Origin of the sequence: Brochothrix thermosphacta DSM 20171 = FSL F6-1036, from assembly GCF_036884295.1 — a bacterium.
Lineage (GTDB): Bacteria > Bacillota > Bacilli > Lactobacillales > Listeriaceae > Brochothrix > Brochothrix thermosphacta.
The window spans coordinates 109,502-128,392 of the sequence record NZ_CP145608.1 but is presented as its reverse complement, the minus strand read 5'-3'; the positions used below and the strand labels follow the sequence as shown (position 1 = coordinate 128,392).

31 protein-coding genes and 1 pseudogene are annotated in these 18,891 nt (G+C 39.2%); all 32 read right to left on the bottom strand.

Annotated features, from left to right (window positions below; genetic code table 11):
- Nucleotides 1–125: 125 nt before the first annotated feature.
- Nucleotides 126–536 (bottom strand): 50S ribosomal protein L17, encoded by a 411-nt coding sequence (gene rplQ, locus V6S17_RS00700; protein ID WP_029091514.1) that lies wholly within the window; start codon nt 534–536, stop codon nt 126–128.
- Nucleotides 537–556: 20 nt separating this feature from the next.
- The gene (locus tag V6S17_RS00695) at nt 557–1,501 is read right to left on the bottom strand and encodes a DNA-directed RNA polymerase subunit alpha (RefSeq protein ID WP_029091515.1); all 945 of its coding nucleotides are present in this window, start codon (nt 1,499–1,501) and stop codon (nt 557–559) included.
- A gap of 77 nt (nt 1,502–1,578) precedes the next feature.
- Nucleotides 1,579–1,968 (bottom strand): 30S ribosomal protein S11, encoded by a 390-nt coding sequence (gene rpsK, locus V6S17_RS00690; RefSeq protein WP_029091516.1) that lies wholly within the window; start codon nt 1,966–1,968, stop codon nt 1,579–1,581.
- A gap of 26 nt (nt 1,969–1,994) precedes the next feature.
- A complete protein-coding gene (gene rpsM, locus V6S17_RS00685) occupies nt 1,995–2,360 on the bottom strand; it encodes a 30S ribosomal protein S13 (protein ID WP_029091517.1) in 366 nt (121 codons plus the stop codon).
- 21 nt (nt 2,361–2,381) lie between these two features.
- Nucleotides 2,382–2,495, bottom strand: a complete 114-nt coding sequence (gene rpmJ / locus V6S17_RS00680; RefSeq protein WP_029091518.1) for a 50S ribosomal protein L36 — start codon at nt 2,493–2,495, stop codon at nt 2,382–2,384.
- 35 nt (nt 2,496–2,530) lie between these two features.
- The gene (gene infA / locus V6S17_RS00675) at nt 2,531–2,749 is read right to left on the bottom strand and encodes a translation initiation factor IF-1 (protein WP_029091519.1); all 219 of its coding nucleotides are present in this window, start codon (nt 2,747–2,749) and stop codon (nt 2,531–2,533) included.
- A gap of 224 nt (nt 2,750–2,973) precedes the next feature.
- Nucleotides 2,974–3,618, bottom strand: a complete 645-nt coding sequence (locus V6S17_RS00670) for an adenylate kinase (RefSeq protein ID WP_029091520.1) — start codon at nt 3,616–3,618, stop codon at nt 2,974–2,976.
- Nucleotides 3,619–3,754: 136 nt separating this feature from the next.
- Nucleotides 3,755–5,050: a preprotein translocase subunit SecY gene (gene secY, locus V6S17_RS00665; protein WP_029091521.1), complete on the bottom strand. Its 1,296-nt coding sequence runs from the start codon at nt 5,048–5,050 to the stop codon at nt 3,755–3,757.
- Nucleotides 5,050–5,490, bottom strand: a complete 441-nt coding sequence (rplO, locus tag V6S17_RS00660; RefSeq protein ID WP_029091522.1) for a 50S ribosomal protein L15 — start codon at nt 5,488–5,490, stop codon at nt 5,050–5,052. Before rplO ends, secY begins: the two co-directional genes overlap by 1 nt.
- 66 nt (nt 5,491–5,556) lie before the next feature.
- Nucleotides 5,557–5,739 carry a 50S ribosomal protein L30 gene (rpmD, locus tag V6S17_RS00655; RefSeq protein ID WP_029091523.1) on the bottom strand — a complete coding sequence of 61 codons (183 nt, stop codon included), beginning with the start codon at nt 5,737–5,739 and terminating at the stop codon, nt 5,557–5,559.
- A 14-nt stretch (nt 5,740–5,753) separates the two neighbouring features.
- A complete protein-coding gene (rpsE, locus tag V6S17_RS00650; RefSeq protein ID WP_029091524.1) occupies nt 5,754–6,257 on the bottom strand; it encodes a 30S ribosomal protein S5 in 504 nt (167 codons plus the stop codon).
- A gap of 20 nt (nt 6,258–6,277) precedes the next feature.
- The gene (gene rplR / locus V6S17_RS00645) at nt 6,278–6,637 is read right to left on the bottom strand and encodes a 50S ribosomal protein L18 (RefSeq protein ID WP_029091525.1); all 360 of its coding nucleotides are present in this window, start codon (nt 6,635–6,637) and stop codon (nt 6,278–6,280) included.
- Nucleotides 6,638–6,686: 49 nt separating this feature from the next.
- Nucleotides 6,687–7,226, bottom strand: coding sequence for a 50S ribosomal protein L6 (gene rplF / locus V6S17_RS00640; protein ID WP_029091526.1), 540 nt, complete (start codon nt 7,224–7,226; stop codon nt 6,687–6,689).
- Nucleotides 7,227–7,253: 27 nt separating this feature from the next.
- Nucleotides 7,254–7,652, bottom strand: a complete 399-nt coding sequence (gene rpsH, locus V6S17_RS00635) for a 30S ribosomal protein S8 (RefSeq protein ID WP_029091527.1) — start codon at nt 7,650–7,652, stop codon at nt 7,254–7,256.
- A gap of 31 nt (nt 7,653–7,683) precedes the next feature.
- Nucleotides 7,684–7,869: a type Z 30S ribosomal protein S14 gene (locus V6S17_RS00630; protein ID WP_029091528.1), complete on the bottom strand. Its 186-nt coding sequence runs from the start codon at nt 7,867–7,869 to the stop codon at nt 7,684–7,686.
- Between the two features lie 40 nt (nt 7,870–7,909).
- Nucleotides 7,910–8,449 (bottom strand): 50S ribosomal protein L5, encoded by a 540-nt coding sequence (gene rplE, locus V6S17_RS00625; protein WP_029091529.1) that lies wholly within the window; start codon nt 8,447–8,449, stop codon nt 7,910–7,912.
- Between the two features lie 29 nt (nt 8,450–8,478).
- The gene (rplX, locus tag V6S17_RS00620; protein ID WP_029091530.1) at nt 8,479–8,787 is read right to left on the bottom strand and encodes a 50S ribosomal protein L24; all 309 of its coding nucleotides are present in this window, start codon (nt 8,785–8,787) and stop codon (nt 8,479–8,481) included.
- Between the two features lie 47 nt (nt 8,788–8,834).
- Nucleotides 8,835–9,203, bottom strand: a complete 369-nt coding sequence (gene rplN, locus V6S17_RS00615) for a 50S ribosomal protein L14 (protein WP_029091531.1) — start codon at nt 9,201–9,203, stop codon at nt 8,835–8,837.
- 60 nt (nt 9,204–9,263) lie between these two features.
- Complete coding sequence (gene rpsQ, locus V6S17_RS00610) at nt 9,264–9,527, bottom strand: 30S ribosomal protein S17 (RefSeq protein WP_029091532.1); 264 nt, start codon at nt 9,525–9,527, stop codon at nt 9,264–9,266.
- A 52-nt stretch (nt 9,528–9,579) separates the two neighbouring features.
- The gene (gene rpmC / locus V6S17_RS00605) at nt 9,580–9,771 is read right to left on the bottom strand and encodes a 50S ribosomal protein L29 (protein WP_029091533.1); all 192 of its coding nucleotides are present in this window, start codon (nt 9,769–9,771) and stop codon (nt 9,580–9,582) included.
- The gene (gene rplP / locus V6S17_RS00600; protein ID WP_029091534.1) at nt 9,761–10,195 is read right to left on the bottom strand and encodes a 50S ribosomal protein L16; all 435 of its coding nucleotides are present in this window, start codon (nt 10,193–10,195) and stop codon (nt 9,761–9,763) included. Before rplP ends, rpmC begins: the two co-directional genes overlap by 11 nt.
- Before the next feature lie 2 nt (nt 10,196–10,197).
- Nucleotides 10,198–10,860: a 30S ribosomal protein S3 gene (gene rpsC / locus V6S17_RS00595; RefSeq protein WP_029091535.1), complete on the bottom strand. Its 663-nt coding sequence runs from the start codon at nt 10,858–10,860 to the stop codon at nt 10,198–10,200.
- Between the two features lie 2 nt (nt 10,861–10,862).
- Nucleotides 10,863–11,218 (bottom strand): annotated as a pseudogene (gene rplV, locus V6S17_RS00590) (50S ribosomal protein L22).
- Between the two features lie 21 nt (nt 11,219–11,239).
- Nucleotides 11,240–11,515, bottom strand: coding sequence for a 30S ribosomal protein S19 (rpsS, locus tag V6S17_RS00585; protein ID WP_029091537.1), 276 nt, complete (start codon nt 11,513–11,515; stop codon nt 11,240–11,242).
- Between the two features lie 55 nt (nt 11,516–11,570).
- Nucleotides 11,571–12,404 carry a 50S ribosomal protein L2 gene (rplB, locus tag V6S17_RS00580; RefSeq protein ID WP_029091538.1) on the bottom strand — a complete coding sequence of 278 codons (834 nt, stop codon included), beginning with the start codon at nt 12,402–12,404 and terminating at the stop codon, nt 11,571–11,573.
- Between the two features lie 23 nt (nt 12,405–12,427).
- A complete protein-coding gene (gene rplW, locus V6S17_RS00575) occupies nt 12,428–12,712 on the bottom strand; it encodes a 50S ribosomal protein L23 (protein ID WP_029091539.1) in 285 nt (94 codons plus the stop codon).
- On the bottom strand, nt 12,712–13,335 hold the full coding sequence (rplD, locus tag V6S17_RS00570; protein ID WP_029091540.1) for a 50S ribosomal protein L4: 624 nt from the start codon (nt 13,333–13,335) through the stop codon (nt 12,712–12,714). The genes rplW and rplD overlap by 1 nt, the downstream gene beginning before the upstream one ends.
- 28 nt (nt 13,336–13,363) lie before the next feature.
- Nucleotides 13,364–13,990: a 50S ribosomal protein L3 gene (gene rplC / locus V6S17_RS00565; RefSeq protein WP_029091541.1), complete on the bottom strand. Its 627-nt coding sequence runs from the start codon at nt 13,988–13,990 to the stop codon at nt 13,364–13,366.
- Nucleotides 13,991–14,019: 29 nt separating this feature from the next.
- Nucleotides 14,020–14,328, bottom strand: coding sequence for a 30S ribosomal protein S10 (gene rpsJ / locus V6S17_RS00560; protein WP_029091542.1), 309 nt, complete (start codon nt 14,326–14,328; stop codon nt 14,020–14,022).
- Between the two features lie 224 nt (nt 14,329–14,552).
- A complete protein-coding gene (locus V6S17_RS00555; RefSeq protein ID WP_029091544.1) occupies nt 14,553–15,359 on the bottom strand; it encodes an alpha/beta hydrolase in 807 nt (268 codons plus the stop codon).
- Nucleotides 15,360–15,508: 149 nt separating this feature from the next.
- Nucleotides 15,509–16,693: an elongation factor Tu gene (gene tuf / locus V6S17_RS00550; RefSeq protein WP_029091545.1), complete on the bottom strand. Its 1,185-nt coding sequence runs from the start codon at nt 16,691–16,693 to the stop codon at nt 15,509–15,511.
- Between the two features lie 108 nt (nt 16,694–16,801).
- Nucleotides 16,802–18,877: an elongation factor G gene (gene fusA, locus V6S17_RS00545; protein ID WP_029091546.1), complete on the bottom strand. Its 2,076-nt coding sequence runs from the start codon at nt 18,875–18,877 to the stop codon at nt 16,802–16,804.
- Between the last annotated feature and the right edge of the window lie 14 nt (nt 18,878–18,891).

Sequence of the window (18,891 nt, the reverse complement as noted above, 5' to 3'; positions counted from 1 at the left end):
TGCTCCTTAGTCTCCGCAAAGAATTAAGAAGCACAACAGCGCTAGACAAGATGATGAATAAATCAATCACCTTATCATAACACGCCAATGCTTTAGACGTTTTCATATAAATGATCGAATTTGTATTATTTTACCAATTCAATAATGACAACTGGTGCGCCATCGCCACGACGTTGACCTTTTTTATAGATACGAGTGTAACCACCTTGACGTTCTGTGTAACGACCTGCTACATCATCAAATAATTTTTGCAATGCATATACTGGACGTTCCTTAGTCACTGTGTTTCCTTCTTTATCTGTAACTTCTTTTTCTACATAACCTACGATTTCATGGCGTACGATTGCAGCTGCACGACGACGAGCGCTTAAATCTCCACGTTTACCAGCAGTGATTAATTTTTCAACAAGTTTACGAAGTTCTTTAGCGCGAGCTTCAGTAGTTTCGATGCGTTCGTTGATAATTAAGTCTGTTGCTAAATCACGTAACATAGCTTTACGTTGCGAGCTTGTACGGCCTAATTTACGGTAACACATTAGTGTTTTGCCTCCTTTAATTAATCTTCGTTACGAAGACCTAATCCTAAATCAGTTAATTTAACCTTAACTTCTTCAAGTGATTTACGTCCAAGGTTACGTACTTTCATCATATCCTCTTCCGATTTATCTGCTAATTCTTGCACAGTATTAATACCAGCACGTTTTAGACAGTTGTATGAACGAACTGATAAATCGAGTTCTTCGATTGTCATTTCGAGCACTTTTTCTTTTTTACTCTCTTCTTTTTCAATCATAATTTCTGCATTTTGAGCTTCATCTGTTAAGTTAACAAAGATGTTCAAATGCTCCGTTAAGATTTTAGCAGCTAAACTAATCGCTTCTTTAACGCCGATGCTTCCATCAGTAGTTAAGTCAAACGTTAATTTGTCAAAATCAGGATTTTGACCTACACGAGTATTTTCAACTTGGTAGTTAGCTTTAAGAATTGGCGTAAAGATAGAATCGATTGGTAAAACACCAATTGGCATATCTTCGCGTTTGTTTTGATCAGCTGGACGGTATCCACGACCGCGACTTGCATGCAAGCGCATATGGAAATGTGCATTTTCACTAAGAGTTGCAATATGTAAATCTGGATTTAAGATTTCAACATCACTATCAAAGTTAATATCAGCTGCCGTAACCACACCTGGTCCTTGAACATCGATTTCTAATGTTTTTTCATCATCAGAATAGATTTTCAAAGCAAGTTTCTTCAAGTTCAAGATAATACGTGTTACATCTTCAACGACACCATCAATTGCTGAGAATTCATGTAAAACTGTGTCTGCTTGGATAGAAGTAACCGCTGCACCTGGTAATGAAGATAAAAGGATACGACGCAAGGAGTTGCCTAAAGTGATACCATAACCGCGTTCTAGTGGTTCAATGACGAACTTCCCATAACGGCTATCTTCACTGATCTCAATCGTTTCAATTTTCGGCTTTTCAATTTCGATCATTTATTATACCTCCCATGATAAACGTCTTGTTACAATTTGAATATAATTTAGTAATTAAAGCAATGTTCAATTGTTAATTATACACGACGACGTTTTGGTGGTCGACAACCATTGTGAGGAATTGGAGTAACATCTTTAATAGCAGTTACTTCAAGACCAACAGCTTGTAAAGCACGGATAGCAGCTTCACGACCTGAACCAGGACCTTTAACTGTTACTTCCAATGTTTTCAAACCATGTTCCATACCTACTTTAGCAGCAGTTTCTGCAGCCATTTGAGCAGCGAACGGTGTTGATTTTTTAGAACCACGGAAACCTAATGAACCTGAACTTGACCAAGCTAAAGCGTTTCCTTGCATATCTGTTAATGTAACGATAGTGTTATTGAAAGTAGAACGGATATGTGCAATACCAGATTCAACATTCTTTTTCACACGACGTTTACGAGTGTTTGTTTTACGTGCCATTTGTTAGTTGACCTCCTTGCTTATTATTATTTTTTCTTACCAGCGATAGATTTCGATGGACCTTTACGAGTACGAGCGTTGTTTTTCGTGTTTTGACCACGAACAGGTAAACCACGACGGTGACGAATTCCTCGGAAAGAACCGATTTCTTGTAAACGTTTGATGTCTAATGCGACCTCACGACGTAAGTCACCTTCTGTTTTAACTGTATCAACAACTTCACGAATTTTAGTTAATTCGTCTTCTGTTAAATCACGAGTACGAGTATTTGGGTTAACGCCTGCTTCTTCTAAAACTTTTTGAGCAGTAGTCGTACCAATACCGAATACGTATGTCAATGAAATAACGATGCGTTTTTCACGTGGAACATCCACTCCAGCAATACGTGCCATTTATGTGCACCTCCCTAATTATTAACCTTGTCTTTGTTTATGTTTCGGATTTTCACAAATTACCATGACTTTACCCTTACGGCGAATAACTTTACATTTTTCGCAGATCGGTTTCACGGATGGTCTTACTTTCATCGTAGAATACCTCCTTCAATATGCCGGAGTTCAGATTATTTGAAACGGTATGTTATTCTTCCGCGCGTTAAATCGTACGGAGAAAGTTCAACAGTTACTTTGTCCCCCGGTAAAATACGAATATAGTGCATACGAATCTTACCTGAAATAGTAGCAAGTACCGCATGACCGTTTTCTAACTCAACCTTAAACATAGCGTTCGGTAAAGTTTCTTTAATTACACCTTCAACCTCAATTACATCTTCTTTCGCCATTACCTCGTTACCTCCTTTTTGTCTTGAACTTTGGAATCGTCTTTATCCGCCGTTCGGAAGTTTAGTTATTACTTAACCAACTTGACACTTCTAAAAATAACGGGATCTTACGAAAAAGACGCATTATTTCTACGTATAATTGAACACATTACAACATAAAAGTAATAAAATTCAACAATTCGTTGCCAGTTATCCATTATACTAGACTTCGGGCGTTTTAACAACTATTTCGATAATAGTTTATTAATATCCTTAAAGACTTCATCTATCGCTCGTCCACCATCAATCTCTTTTAAATAACCTAATTGGTTATAAAAATCAAGCAATGGTTGGGTTTGTTTCGTATTAACAGCCAAACGATTTTCAACTGTTTCAGGTTTATCATCTTCTCGTTGATACAATGTTGCGTTATCATCATCACAAACACCAGCAGTTTTCGGCGGGTTGTAAGTCGCGTGATACGTACGTCCACACGTCGGGCAAATCCATCGACCTGTTAAGCGTTCCATTAATAATGATTGATCAACTTGAATATTGATGACAGCGTCTAAGCTACGATTCAAATCTTTTAAGATTTTTTCTAATTCATCAGCTTGAGCGACAGTTCTTGGGAAACCATCAAGCAAAAAGCCTTCTTTAGCATCATCTTGTGCAAGACGTTCACGAACAATACCGTTCGTTACTTCATCAGGTACTAGATTTCCTTCATCCATAAACGCTTTAGCTTTCAAACCAAGCTCTGTTCCGTTCTTAATTGCAGCGCGGAACATATCTCCAGTTGAAATATGCGGTATATGGTACTGAGCAACAATGCGCTCAGCTTGCGTGCCTTTTCCTGCACCCGGAAGCCCCATTAAAACTAAGTTCATATTGGTTTTTCTCCCATTCTTCAAAGCCAAAGCATGCTTTGTTTTTCGAATATTGTTGCTACCTTGCAAAGATCTATAAATCTTTCTGAGGGTAAGGCAGATGGAAGCGAAGAATAATCTTGCTCCCATTTAACACTTACTTAAGAAATCCTCTATAGTTACGTTTCACAAGTTGTCCTTCTAATTGTTTCATAGTGTCTAGCGCAACCCCTACCATGATAAGTAGTGATGTTCCACCAATGCCTAAGCCTTGAGGTAAGCCAAACAGCTGTGTTCCAATTGTTGGTAAGATTGCAATTGCTGCTAAGAAAATTGAACCTACGAATGTCAAACGCATAAGCACTGACGATAGATATTTTTCTGTATCTTTACCAGGACGAATTGTTGGTACATAGCCACCTTGTTTTTGTAAGTTTTCAGCAACTTTTTCTGGATTCACTTGAATGAATGCATAGAAGTATGTGAAAGCAAGAATCAAGATAACATATAATACCATTCCTGCTGGTTGTTGAAGGTTAAATACTTTACCTAATGTTTGTACCCATCCTTTATCTTGATCCGCAAAGGTCAAGAGTGTTTGAGGAGTAATGATAAACGCTGAAGCAAAGATAACCGGAATAACACCTGCTGAGTTCACTTTCAAAGGTAAATGCGATACTTGAGCACCACGAGGGGCAGTCGGAGTAGACGCACGTTTTGAATAATGAACAGGAATTTTACGTGACGCTTGTTGTACGAATACAACTAACGCAACGATAACAATTACAGCTACAACAAGTAATAGCATTTCAATCACAGTGATGAAAAGCGGTGTGCCTGTTTTAGCAAGTTGTGTCGTAAGCAATTGACCAACTGATGAAGGAACGTTTGCGATAATACCAGCCATAATAATGATTGATACACCGTTTCCGATACCTTTTTCAGTAATTTGTTCACCCATCCACATCAAGAACATAGTTCCTGTTGTTAGGATGATAGCCATTAATGCGAATTGACCGACAGAAGCGTTAGGAACAAGTGTAGCGCCTGTCATATTGTTGAAACCATATGAAACACCGAAAGATTGTACTAAGCCTAGTGCAATCGTTAAATAGCGTTTAAATTGATTCAACTTACGACGGCCCATTTCACCTTGTTTAGCCCATTCAGCAAACTTTGGAACGACATCCATTTCCAACAATTGCACAATGATAGACGCCGTAATATACGGCATGATACCAACAGCAAAAATTGAGAAGTTGGATAGCGAGCCACCACCAAATAAGTCCAAGAAACCTACTAGCGATGTATTCAACGCTTTTAATTGTGACGCATCAACACCAGGAATTGGTATGTGCGCCCCAATACGAAAGACGATCAATAATGCCAAAGTAAAAAGAATTTTACGTCTAATGTCTTTTACTTTGAAGAAGTTCATAAATGTCTGAAACATTAAATCACCTCTACACTACCACCAGCTGCTTCGATAGCTTCTTTTGCAGCTTGTGAAAATTTATGTGCTTGAACAGTAAGTTTAGTAGATAAAGTACCGTTCGACAACACTTTAATTCCGTTTAATTGTTTACTGATTACGCCTGTTTCAATTAATAAAGCAGGAGTTACTACAGTTCCATCTTCAAAACGGTTTAATGTTTCAACGTTAACAACTGCGTAATCTTTACGGTTGATATTGTTAAAACCACGTTTTGGTAAACGACGGAATAAAGGAGTTTGACCACCTTCAAAACCTAAACGAACACCACCACCTGAACGAGAGTTTTGACCTTTTTGTCCACGTCCAGAAGTTTTACCCATACCTGATGAAGATCCACGTCCAACACGGTGACGTACTTTACGAGATCCCTCAGAAGGTTTTAATTCATGAAGTTTCATTATATATTGCACCTCCTTATATATTTTAACAAAAAATTTACAACACTCCCCTAAAGGAGTACTGTATTATTTTTCAGTGACCTCAATTAAATGAGACACTTTGTTGATCATGCCGCGAATCGCAGGAGTATCGTTTTTCTCAACAGTACTGTTAGTTTTACCTAAGCCTAAAGCTTTTACAGTATCACGTTGATCTTGAGGACGTCCGATTAAGCTGCGTTTCAATGTTACTACTAATTTTTCAGCCATAATGTAGTACCTCCTTATCCTAATAATTCTTCAACAGAGATGTTACGTAAACGAGCTACGTCTTCTGCTGTTTTAAGTTCTTTAATTCCTTCGATTGTCGCACGTACCATGTTAATTGGAGTGCTTGAACCTAAAGATTTAGAAGATACATCAGCAACGCCACCTAATTCAAGGATAGCACGTACAGGTCCACCAGCTGTTACACCAGAACCTTCTGCTGCAGGTTTCATAAGAACAGAACCGCCGCCAAAGTTACCGAGTACACGGTGTGGAATAGTACTTCCAACAATTGGAAGAACAACTAAGTTTTTCTTAGCATCTTCAACTGCTTTACGAATTGCATCTGGAACTTCTTGAGCTTTACCAGTACCGAAACCAACGTGTCCATTACGGTCACCGACAACTACTAAAGCAGTAAAACGGAAACGACGTCCACCTTTTACAACTTTTGCAACACGGTTGATAGTAACAACGCGTTCTTCCAATTCTCCTAATGTGTTTGGATCAATATAAGCCATGAATGTATTTACCTCCTTTTTTAGAATTTCAAACCGTTTTCACGAGCTGCGTCAGCTAATGCTGCAACACGTCCGTGATATAAGTAACCTCCACGGTCAAAGACAACTTTTTCGATGTTTTTAGCAACACCACGTTCAGCTACTAATTTACCAACAGCTTGAGCAAGTTCAGTTTTAGAGCCTTTAACGTCGAAATCTTTTTCGATGTTAGATGCGCTAGCTAAAGTTACACCATTAACGTCGTCGATCAATTGAGCATAAATGTTAGTGTTTGAACGGAATACGTTTAAACGTGGACATGCAGCAGTTCCGCTAATTTTAGAACGGACGCGGCCATGACGTTTTTTACGAGTTTTGTTTTTATCCAATTTCGTAATCACAATGAGTCACCTCTTTTTCTCATAGACTTAGTAAAAATGCTAGGCAGCATTATTTACCAGTTTTACCTTCTTTACGACGAACATACTCGCCTACGTAACGAATACCTTTACCTTTGTAAGGCTCTGGTGGACGTACCGCACGAATGTTAGCAGCTAATGCGCCAACTTTTTCTTTATCAGAACCTTTGATGATTACTGATGTTGCGGCAGGAACTTCAACTTCAATACCTGCTTCTGGTTCAAACTCAACTGGGTGAGAGTATCCAACGTTAAGAACTAGTTTAGTACCTTGCTTTTGAGCACGGTAACCAACACCAATAAGTTCTAAGCCTTTTGTAAAGCCTGTAGATACACCCTCTACCATGTTCGCGATTAACGCACGAGTTGTACCATGAAGAGCACGTACTTTTTTATCTTCAGAAGAACGAGCGATCGTAATCTCTTCGCCTTCTTGTTTGATAGTAAGATTTGAGTCAAATTGATTTGTTAATTCTGCTAATGCACCTTTTACAGTTACGTGATTGTTATCAGTGATAGTAACGGTTACGCCAGCTGGAATAACGACTGGTTTTTTACCAATACGTGACATGTTTGCACCTCCTTATGTTCTAAATTATTACCACACGTAAGCGAGTACTTCGCCGCCAACTTGTTTGGCACGTGCTTCTTTATCTGTTAATAAACCGTTTGATGTTGATACGATAGCGATACCTAAACCGTTTAATACTTTAGGAACTTCATCAGCTTTCGCATATACACGCAAACCTGGTTTAGAAATACGTTTTAAACCTGTAATAACGCGTTCGTCGTTAGCACCATATTTTAAGAATACGCGGATAACATTTTGCTTGTCATCTTCGATATACTCAACTTCACGGATAAAACCTTCGCGTTTAAGAATGTCAGCGATTTCTTTTTTGACGTTAGAAGCCGGAACCTCTAAGCTCTCGTGGCGAACCATGTTAGCGTTACGAACACGAGTTAAGAAATCTGCAATTGGATCTGTCATGACCATTTTTAATTAACCTCCTTCCAATACTGAATACTTACCAGCTTGCTTTTTTAACACCAGGAATTTGACCTTTGTAAGCCAATTCACGGAAACAAATACGGCAAAGTTTAAATTTGCGGATAACTGAGTGCGGACGACCACAACGTTCACAGCGAGTGTACGCTTGAACCGCATGTTTAGGTGTGCGTTGTTGTTTAGCTACCATTGATTTTTTAGCCACAATGTTGCCTCCTTATTTTACATCGCCTACGCAATGTTTATTATTTTTGGAATGGGAATCCAAATCCAGTTAATAATTCACGAGCTTCTTCGTCAGTGTTAGCAGTTGTAACAATAACGATATCCATTCCGCGAGTTTTATCAACTAAGTCAAAACTAATTTCCGGGAAAATTAATTGTTCTTTAACACCTAAAGTGTAGTTACCGCGACCGTCAAATGCTTTTTTAGAAACACCACGGAAATCACGTACACGAGGAAGTGATACAGATACTAATTTATCAAGGAATTCGTACATTTTTTCGCCACGTAAAGTAACTTTAGTTCCGATTGGAACACCTTCACGTAAACGGAAACCAGCGATAGATTTCTTAGCTTTAGTAATAACAGGTTTTTGACCTGCGATTAATGTTAATTCTTCAACAGCTTTGTCTAATAACTTAGCGTTTGAAGTTGCATCACCAACACCCATGTTGATAACGATTTTATCTACTTGAGGCACTTGCATAACTGATTCGTATCCGAATTTAGTTACTAACGCAGGTGCAATGTCTTTTTTATAAATGTCTTTGAAGCGACTCATTATAATGTAGTCCTCCTTTCTTAAAGAGATTATTTAATTACTTCACCTGATTTTTTAGCTACACGTACTTTTTCGTCTCCAACAATCTTGTATCCAACGCGAGTTGGTTTACCAGATTTAGGGTCAAGAAGAGCAACGTTTGACATATGAATCGGTGCTTCGATATTTAAAATACCACCTTGAGGGTTATCATTCGATGGTTTAGCATGTTTTTTAATCATGTTGATACCTTCTACAATGACGCGATCTTTTTTAGCGATGATTGATAAGATAACGCCTTGTTTACCTTTATCTTTTCCTGCTAATACTTGAACTTTATCACCTTTTTTTAGATGCATATCTATAGGCACCTCCTTTTTCACTCGGAATGGGTTGCATGTATTTCTTAAAGTACTTCTGGAGCAAGAGAAACGATTTTCATGAAGTTGCTTTCACGTAATTCACGTGCAACAGGTCCGAAAATACGAGTTCCTTTAGGACTCTTGTCATCTTTGATGATAACGCATGCGTTTTCGTCAAATTTGATGTAAGAACCGTCAGGACGACGAGCGCCAGACTTAGTACGAACGATGACAGCTTTAACAACTTCACCTTTTTTGACAACGCCACCTGGTGTTGCATTTTTAACAGTAGCTACAACGATATCACCGATGCCAGCAGTTTTGCGGCCAGATCCACCAAGTACCTTAATTGTTAAAACTTCGCGAGCACCAGAGTTGTCAGCGACTTTCATTCTACTTTCTTGTTGAATCACTGATATTCCTCCTTCTATGCAACATCGACTTGCGATATATGCACGATTGATTTAACGCGATTAGATAACAACAGCAGTTTCCACGATTTCAACGATGCGGAAGCGTTTAGTAGCTGATAACGGACGAGTTTCTTCAATACGAACGATATCGTTAACTTTAGCTGTATTATTTTCATCATGTGCTTTGAATTTTTTCGAGTATTTCACACGTTTGCCGTATAACTTATGTTTTTTGACACCTTCAACTACTACAGTAATTGTTTTGTCCATCTTATCTGAAACAACACGGCCAGTGTATACTTTACGTTGATTACTTTCTGACATATGAGTGTAATCCTCCTTCTCAAAAGATTTTATTATAACTTAAAAAGTTAATTTACGCTAATTCACGTTCGCGAACGATAGTTTTAACACGAGCAATTGCTTTACGTACTTGACGAATGCGAGCAGTGTTTTCTAATTGACCCGTTGCAAGTTGGAAACGTAAGTTGAATAACTCTTCTTTTAACTCTTTTTCTTTTGATTGAATTTCAGTAGTGGACAAGTCACGAATTTCTTTAGTTTTCATTTGAGTCACCACCAATTTCTTCACGTTTTACGAATTTTGTTTTGATTGGCAATTTATGTGATGCCAATCGAAGAGCTTCGCGAGCTACATCTTCAGGAACGCCGGCAACTTCAAAAAGAATCTTGCCACGTTTAACTGGACTTACCCAACCTTCAGGAGCACCTTTACCAGAACCCATACGAACACCGATTGCTTTAGCAGTGTATGATTTATGAGGGAAGATTTTAATCCAAACCTTACCGCCACGTTTCATAAAACGAGTCATAGCAATACGAGATGCTTCGATTTGACGGTTAGTGATCCATGATGATTCAACAGCTTGTAAGCCGTATTCACCGAATGCTACTTCTGCGCCGCCTTTAGTAAAACCACGCATTTTCCCACGGTGTTCTCTACGATATTTAACACGTTTAGGTACTAACATCTTTATTTGCCTCCTTCCGATTTTTCAATATTTTTCTTCGTTGGAAGGACTTCACCGCGGTAAATCCAAACTTTAACGCCTAGTTTACCAAAAGTAGTATCTGCTTCTTCCCATGCGTAGTCAATGTCTGCGCGTAATGTATGAAGAGGAACAGTTCCTTCACTATAATGTTCTGTACGAGCCATGTCAGCTCCGCCTAAACGACCAGAAACTTGCGTTTTGATCCCTTTAGCGCCTGCACGCATAGTACGTTGCATAGCTTGTTTAAGTGCACGACGGAATGATACACGGTTTTCTAATTGTTGAGCAATGTTCTCCCCAACTAATTTAGCATCAAGATCAGCACGTTTGATTTCAACGATGTTGATATGAACACGTTTACCTGTTAAGTCGTTTAATGCTTTACGTAAAGTTTCAACTTCAGCTCCGCCTTTACCAATAACCATACCTGGTTTAGCAGTATGAATCGAAACGTTAACGCGTTTTGCAGCACGTTCAATTTCAACACGTGAAACTGAAGCATCTTTTAAGCGTTTAGCGATATATTCACGAATGTGTAAATCTTCGTGTAATAAGTCTGCGTAATCTTTACCAGCATACCATTTGGCATCCCAGTCACGGATAATACCAACACGCATACCTATTGGATTAATTTTTTGACCCACGACTATCCCTCCTTTATTTTTCTGTCACTACTACAGAGATGTGACTTGTACGTTTGTTAATTTGACTTGCACGACCCATCGCACGTGGACGGAAACGTTTCAACGTTGGTCCTTCATTCACTTGAATGTCAGATACAACTAATTTGTTGATGTCTAAATCATAGTTATGCTCCGCGTTAGCGATAGCAGAGTTTAATACTTTAGTGATAATTGGTGAAGCACCACGTGGCGTTAATGCCAAGATAGCGATAGCTTCTCCAACTTGCTTGCCTCGAATTAAATCAGCAACTAGACGTGCTTTACGAGGAGCAATGCGCACTGTTTTTACAATTGCTTTTGCAGATGTGATTTCTGCCATTGGAAAACCCTCCTCTCAAATTTAACGAGTTCTTTTATCGTCACTACCGTGACCACGGTAAGTACGTGTAGGTGCAAATTCACCTAGTTTATGACCAACCATATCTTCTTGAATGAAAACTGGAACGTGTTTACGTCCATCATAGACAGCAATTGTAGTGCCGACAAATGATGGGAAGATTGTAGAACGGCGTGACCAAGTTTTAATTACAACTTTTTTCTCAGACGTTTTTGCAGCTTCCACTTTTTTAACTAAGTGATCATCAGCAAAAGGTCCTTTTTTAAGACTACGACCCATTAGATTGCCTCCCTTCGGATAATGGCCGCGTAGCAAAAGCTACGCTGCGTAACGATTATTTTTTACGTCCACGAACGATAAATTTATCGGACTTGTTCGTTTTCTTACGTGTTTTCTTACCAAGAGTTGGTTTACCCCATGGAGACATTGGTGATTTACGACCAATCGGAGCTTTACCTTCACCACCACCGTGTGGGTGATCGTTAGGGTTCATTACAGAACCACGAACTGTTGGACGTTTACCTAACCAACGCGAACGACCAGCTTTACCGATGTTCACTAATTCGTGTTGTTCGTTACCAACTTGTCCGATTGTCGCGCGACATTCAGCCAAGATCATACGAACTTCTCCAGAGTTTAAACGTACAAGTACGTATTTAGTGCCTTCTTTACCAAGAACTTGAGCAGAAGTACCGGCAGAACGAACAAGTTGTCCACCTTTTTCTGGTTTAAGTTCAATGTTATGAACGACAGTACCTACTGGAATGTTTTTCAAAGCTAAAGCGTTACCGATTTTAATATCAGCGCCTTCGCCTGAATAGATTACCATGTCAACAACAAGACCTTTAGGAGCGATGATGTAACGTTTCTCTCCATCAGCGTAATGAATTAAAGCGATATTAGCAGTACGGTTTGGATCGTATTCGATCGTTGCAACGCGTCCTGGAATGCCATCTTTATTACGTTTAAAGTCGATGATACGGTATTGTTTCTTATGTCCCCCACCATGGTGACGAACAGTAATTTTACCTTGGTTGTTACGGCCAGCTTGACGGAACTTAGATTGTAGCAACGATTTCTCTGGTTTATTAGTAGTAATCTCTGCAAAATCAAGTGAAGTCATGTTACGACGACCGTTTGTGGTTGGTTTATATTTTCTGATTCCCATTATTGGTTATCCTCCTTACTGTATTAGTTTTCGAATAATGTAATTTCTTTACTACCTTCAGCTAATGTAATAACCGCTTTACGGCGTTTATTAGTATAACCAGCGTATTTACCCATACGTTTAAATTTCGCTTTGTAGTTTAAAACGTTAACTTTAGCAACTTTAACATCGAAAATTTCTTCGATAGCTTTTTTGACAGCTACTTTGTTAGCTTTAACGTCTACTTCGAAAACATATTTGTTTTCTTCAACGAAAGTCATTGATTGTTCAGTGATGACTGGGCGCTTAATGATGTCACGTGCATCCATTATGCAAGCACCTCCTCTATTTTTTCAACAGCAGATTTAGTAATGATTAGGTTATCGTGTGCAACGATATCTAATACGTTAATTCCGTCTGCTTTGACAACTGTAACTCCTTGAAGGTTACGTGCAGAGATTTCTGCATTTACACTAGCGTCATCAATGACTACTAATGTTTTACCTTCGATTTTAAGACCAGCTAATGCTGCGATAAAATCTTTAGTTTTTGGTGCATCGAAAGCTAAGCCTTCTAAAGCTACCAATTTTTCGTTTGCAACTTTGTCAGATAAAACTGATTTAAGAGCTAAACGACGAACTTTTTTAGGTAATTTGTAAGAGTAACTACGTGGAGTAGGACCGAATACAACACCACCACCAACCCATTGAGGTGAGCGGATAGAACCTTGACGCGCACGTCCAGTTCCTTTTTGACGCCATGGCTTACGACCACCACCACGTACTTCAGAGCGATTTTTAACCTTATGGTTACCTTGACGTAATGAAGCACGTTGCATAATAATTGCATCGAATACGACATTTTCGTTAGGCTCGATTCCAAAAATAGAATCATTTAGTGTTAACTCACCAGCGTTTGTACCATCTTGTTTTAAAAGTGCTACTTTAGGCATTTCTAGTTCCTCCTTTCTGAATCATTAATTAAGCTTTTAAAGCTTTTTTAATTTGGATTAAAGATTTTTTAGGACCAGGTACGTTTCCTTTGATCAAGATCAAGTTACGTTCTGAGTCGATTTGTACAACTTCAAGGTTTTGGATTGTAATTTGAGTACCACCCATTTGTCCTGGAAGTTTTTTATTTTTGAATACGCGGTTAGGTGCAACGGGACCCATTGAACCAGGACGACGATGATAACGGCTACCGTGAGACATAGGTCCACGTGATTGACCATGGCGTTTAATTGAGCCTTGGAAACCTTTACCTTTCGAAGTACCTGTAACATCAACGACGTCACCTGCTGCGAATATATCAACCTTGATTTCTGAACCAACTTCATACTCGTCTAAGCTAACGCCGTCAAATTCTTTAACGAAGCGCTTAGGAGCAGTATTAGCTTTACTTGCATGACCTTGCTCTGGTTTGTTCGACAATTTTTCACGCTTAGTGTCAAATCCAAGTTGAATAGCTTCATAGCCATCAGTTTCAACTGTTTTCTTTTGTAAAACAACGTTTGGAGTTGCTTCGATTACAGTTACTGGAATTAATTCACCGTTAGCAGTAAAAATTTGTGTCATACCTACTTTTTTACCTAAGATTCCTTTAGTCATGGGTTACACCTCCTGTTTTTTTGTTTGAATTATAATTTGATTTCGATGTCCACACCACTTGGTAAGTCAAGACGCATTAACGAGTCAACTGTTTTTGGTGTTGGGTTTACGATATCGATTAAACGTTTGTGAGTACGCATTTCGAACTGCTCACGAGAATCTTTATACTTGTGAGTCGCACGGATAACAGTATATACAGAACGTTCTGTTGGCAACGGAATCGGGCCAGATACCTCCGCACCTGCACGTTTCGCTGTTTCAACGATTTTTTCTGCTGACTGATCTAAAATACGGTGGTCATAAGCTTTTAAACGAATACGAATTTGTTGTTTTGCCATTATTTTCCCTCCTTTTTGCTTGTTGTCCAAGCATATTCCATGGAAATTTCCAATACAAGCGCCATGACAAAGCGGCCGGGTGTATCGCAACCTCCCACTTCAACATTTTTGTGGGCACTGCTAGATTTCGTTCGCCCGTAATAGGCATACGAACCCCTTTGGTTTCACACTTTTACAATTATACATTATTTCGGACTAACTTTCAAGTGCTTCTTAATTCTTTTTTAGTTCGTCAAAAATCGCAGAATAATTTCATCCACTTTATCATTGTTGCGTAACTTACTATGCGCTGCTTTATCACCTGTTATAATCGCCTCTTGATAATTAGCAAACAAACGTTTAGCGAAATGCGCATCAGCATATGGTACTGTACCATCTGATTCATCACCAACATTCCCTATAATACCATAAACTGACAGATTAGTCGGCAAATCCACTTTATTTTGTTCCAATACATTGTTTTCAGACGCTGCAGCTGTTCCTGCCCAAGCAAACGGCGTTCCAATTGCAACAAACTTTTCCACTTTCGGCACTTTTGTTTCATCTGGTTGAGATTCAAGATAATACGTGATTGTTGTCCCTCCCATAGAATGAGCTACAAAATCAACAGTCTTTATCCCCGCCTCACGCAAAGCACTCATCACTGTTGCGAGTTGTTCACCTTCGGTAGCTGCCTCTGTTTGGCTATCAGCATACACTACATTAACGAGATTCTTTTTATGAGCAACAAACTCACCTTTTTTCTCGTAACTACCATTTGGTTCAATTGTAAACGTTACACCACTAGCAAAGGACTTTTCTTTTTTAGCAAGGCGCTTGATCATCGGTGCCATACTATTCTCAGATCCGTTGTACCCATGAATAAATACAACAGCACTCATCGGCTCGTCAATGCTTGGTTGTTTTGCGGATGCCTTTTCCCCTGCAGTTGATTGATCACTGCTCCTAGGTCCGCATGCGCTTAGCATAACGACAACAACAAGCAACAGTGTTACAAAAAACCCGTTTCTTCTATTATATATTTTCTTCATTTTCAGTTGGCACACCCTTCCAATGCTCTTTATTGGAACATCATGATTTTGCTACATCAATAGATTAACACAACTCCGTTCATTCCTGCTTAATTTAACACATAAAAAAACCGATACAGGAAAACCTGTATCGGTAAAATAATTAATTATTATTTGTTGATTGATGCTACAACACCAGCACCAACAGTACGTCCACCCTCACGGATAGAGAATTTAGTACCATCTTCGATAGCGATTGGAGCGTGTAATTCTACAGTGATAGAAACGTTATCACCAGGCATAACCATTTCAGTACCTTCTGGTAACGTGATTGAACCAGTTACGTCAGAAGTACGGAAGTAGAATTGTGGACGGTAGTTGTTGAAGAATGGAGTATGACGTCCACCCTCTTCTTTAGATAATACGTATACTTCTGCAGTGAAAGAAGTATGAGGAGTGATAGTACCTGGTTTAGCAAGTACTTGTCCACGCTCGATATCTTCACGAGAAACACCACGTAATAATGCACCAATGTTATCGCCAGCTTCAGCGTAATCTAACAATTTACGGAACATTTCAACACCAGTAACAACTGATTTTTTAGTATCGTGGATACCAACGATTTCGATCTCGTCAGCAACTTTGATAACACCACGTTCAACACGGCCTGTAGCAACAGTTCCACGTCCAGTGATTGAGAATACATCCTCAACTGGCATCATGAATGGTTTGTCAGTGTCACGTTCTGGAGTTGGGATATAAGAATCTACAGCTGCCATCAATTCGTCGATTTTAGCTTCGTATTCTGGTTCTCCTTGTAATGCTTTAAGAGCTGAACCTTGGATGATTGGAATATCATCACCAGGGAAGTCATATTCGCTTAATAAGTCACGAACTTCCATTTCAACTAATTCTAATAATTCTTCATCATCAACCATGTCGCATTTGTTTAAGAATACAACGATGTAAGGAACACCAACTTGACGAGAAAGTAAAATGTGTTCACGTGTTTGAGGCATTGGACCATCAGCAGCAGATACTACTAAGATACCACCATCCATTTGAGCAGCACCAGTGATCATGTTTTTAACATAATCCGCGTGTCCAGGACAGTCAACGTGAGCGTAGTGACGAGTTTCAGTTTCGTATTCAACGTGTGCAGTTGAGATAGTAATCCCACGTTCACGTTCTTCAGGAGCGCCATCGATAGCGTCGTATGCTGAAGCTTCTGCGAAACCTTTCTTAGATAATACAGTTGTAATAGCTGCAGTTAAAGTAGTTTTACCATGGTCAACGTGTCCGATAGTACCAACGTTTACATGGGCTTTTGAGCGATCGAATTTTTCTTTTGCCATTTTGATATTTCCTCCTTGGATATATAAGTTATTTTTAGTTTAAGTAACATCATAGGCAGTAATAATGCCACCTATGATATTTATACTTCAAAATCAGTAAAAAATCAATTATTCACCTTTATTGGCTTTAATGATTTCTTCAGCTACAGATTTAGGAACTTCTTCATAATGATCAAACTGCATAGAATAAACACCACGACCTTGAGTCTTAGAACGTAAGTCAGTAGCATATCCAAACATGTTAGATAATGGTACGAATGCGCGGACAACTTGAGCGTTTCCACGAGCTTCCATACCGTCTACACGACCACGACGACTTGTGATGTCACCCATGATATCACCAAGATACTCTTCAGGCATTACTACCTCAACAAGTTCAATTGGTTCTAACAATGCAGGGTTACATTTTTTGTAAGCTTCACGCAATGCGTAAGATGCAGCGACACGGAAAGCTGTCTCATTTGAATCGACATCATGGTAAGAACCATCATAAAGCTTAGCTTTAACATCGATTAATGGGTAACCAGCTAATTGACCATTGGCCATTGAGTCTGCTAAACCTTTTTCAACTGCTGGGATGTACTCACGAGGAACAACACCACCAACGATTGCGTTTTCAAATTCAAAGCCTTTTCCTTCTTCATTAGGAGAGAACTCAACCCATACGTCACCGTATTGACCTTTACCACCTGATTGACGAACGAATTTACCTTGAACTGATGCTGAAGTTTTGAATGACTCACGGTAAGAAACTTGTGGATCACCAACGTTAGCTTCAACGTTAAATTCACGACGCATACGATCAACAATGATATCTAAGTGAAGTTCACCCATACCAGAGATGATTGTTTGACCAGTTTCTTGGTCAGTTTCAGCGCGGAAAGTTGGATCTTCTTCAGCTAATTTAACTAAAGCTTGACCCATTTTATCTTGATCTGCTTTTGATTTAGGCTCAATAGCAACCGAGATTACTGGTTCTGGGAATTCCATTGATTCTAAGATAACGGGATGTTTCTCGTCACATAGAGTATCACCAGTAGTTGTGTTTTTAAGTCCTACAGCAGCAGCGATATCACCAGCGTGGATTTCAGGAATCTCTTCACGGTGATTTGCATGCATTTGAAGAATACGACCAACACGTTCACGTTTATCTTTAGATGAGTTCAATACGTAAGAACCGGATTGTAAAACACCAGAGTATACACGGAAGAATGTTAAACGACCAACATAAGGGTCTGTCATAACTTTAAATGCTAAAGCAGAAAATTCTGCTTCATCTGATGAAGGACGAGAAGTTGGCTCGCCATCCATTGTTGTACCTTCGATTGCAGGTACATCAGTTGGAGCTGGTAAGTAAGCAAGTACAGCATCTAACATTGGTTGAACACCTTTGTTTTTGAATGCAGTACCACAAACTACAGGGTAGAATTCTACCGCAAGTGTTGCGCGACGGATCGCAGCTTTAAGCTCAGGAGTAGAAACTTCTTCGCCTTCTAAGTATTTTTCCATGATAGCTTCATCAACGTCTGCAATAGACTCAACTAATTTATCACGGTACTCTTCAGCTAACTCTTGCATATCTTCTGGGATAGCAACAGTATGAGGATCGTCACCTAACTCATTTTCATAAAGATAAGCTTGCATCTCAACTAAATCGACAACACCTTTGAACGTATCTTCTGCACCGATAGGTAATTGAATTGCGCCTGCATTTGCATCCAAACGGTCATGTAATGTACCTAAAGAGTATAAGAAGTCTGCTCCGATTTTATCCATTTTGTTGATGAATACAATACGAGGAACACCGTAAGTAGTAGCTTGACGCCATACTGTTTCAGTTTGTGGTTCAACACCTGATTGAGCATCAAGTACTGCCACAGCACCATCAAGTACACGTAAAGAACGTTCAACTTCAACAGTGAAGTCTACGTGTCCTGGTGTATCGATAATGTTGATACGGTGATTTTTCCATGCAGCTGTTGTTGCAGCAGAAGTGATAGTGATACCACGTTCTTGCTCTTGTTCCATCCAGTCCATTTGCGCGCCACCATCGTGTGTTTCGCCAATTTTGTGGATTTTACCTGTATAAAAGAGAATACGTTCTGTAACAGTAGTTTTACCAGCATCGATATGAGCCATAATACCAATGTTACGCGTATTTTCTAAGGAGAACTCTCTTTTCATTATGGTATTTCTCC